Consider the following 1,072-nt stretch of genomic DNA (forward strand, 5'->3'; position numbering starts at 1 on the left):
CTCCGGGGCTTTTTCTTTTGCACGCGTGAACCGGTGCGGTTACATCGCGGCGTCCTTCAGTTTCTTCATCGCACGAACCTTCACCTTCACGCTGGCCGGCTTGGCCGCGAACCATTGCTCTTGGCCAGTGAACGGATTCTTGCCGAAGCGCTTCTTCGTGGCCGGAACCTGGATGGCCGAGACCTTGAACAGGCCCGGCAGGGTGAATTCGCCGGCGCCTTTCTTGTGCAGGGCGTTCACCATGGTGTTTTCCAGCTGGGCCAGCACGGTCTGGACAGCCTTCTTGTCCAGCTGGGTCTGTTCCACGAGGTGTGCCAGCAGGGTGGACTTATTGAACGTGTCCTTGATCGGCTTGGCGACCGGTGCAGCAGCGGCAGCCTTCTTGGCAGCAGCGGCTTTCTTGGCAGGAGCGGCCGTCTTCGCCGGGGCAGCCTTCTTAGCTGCGGTTTTCGTTGCAGTCTTTGCTACAGGTTTCGCTTTCGTGGCCATAGTCGTGTCTGATTAGAAAGTTGCGCGCCCTGACAGCGATTATTAGTGTGGCGCACGGGCGAAGCATAGCAAAAGCTGCTGCGTATGCAAGCGGGCATCGGGATTTCCATGATCTTCCGCTTCGCTAGCCTTTGCGCTCGACTTCTACGTTCTCTTGAAGCGTTTGTGCAGGTGTCAGGGTCGCGGCGATCCGGTCGCAGGTGCGATTGCTGGCCAGCCCCAACATTTGGCTCACGTCATCGCGAGAGTGACCGGCTAAGAGGTGGCGCCGGCAGAACGTATTGCGCAACGTGCGCGGGCTCATTTCGACATCAGTGGCGCCGATCGCGTTGAGGATCTCGGACACGATACGGCCGAAGCTCATGTCGGTGATTGGACGACCATCCGGGGTGAGCGTGAATAGCAATTCGCCCTCGATGGGGAGGGCCGCGCGCCGGGTACTCCAGGCCCGTAGGGCCGGTACCGCGAAGCTCGCCAGGTGCATCGTGCGGGCGTCTCGGGGCCCATGTGCCCGCACGACGAGGTAGGGTGGGGTCGCGTCCAGCCTCAGATCCGCACAATGGGCCGCGCGCGCTTCCGCCGC

The 1,072-nt window shown here is 61.7% G+C and carries 2 protein-coding genes; both read right to left on the reverse strand.

Going from position 1 to position 1,072, the window contains the following annotated elements; genetic code table 11:
• Positions 1–39 precede the first annotated feature (39 nt).
• Complete coding sequence (locus J8I34_RS34145; RefSeq protein WP_209808576.1) at positions 40–489, reverse strand: HU family DNA-binding protein; 450 nt, start codon at positions 487–489, stop codon at positions 40–42.
• Positions 490–613: 124 nt separating this feature from the next.
• Positions 614–1,072: tyrosine-type recombinase/integrase (locus J8I34_RS34150; protein WP_209808578.1), on the reverse strand; the 459-nt coding region annotated here is incomplete at its 5' end.

The organism is Cupriavidus phytohabitans (assembly GCF_017815025.1).
GTDB lineage: Bacteria > Pseudomonadota > Gammaproteobacteria > Burkholderiales > Burkholderiaceae > Cupriavidus.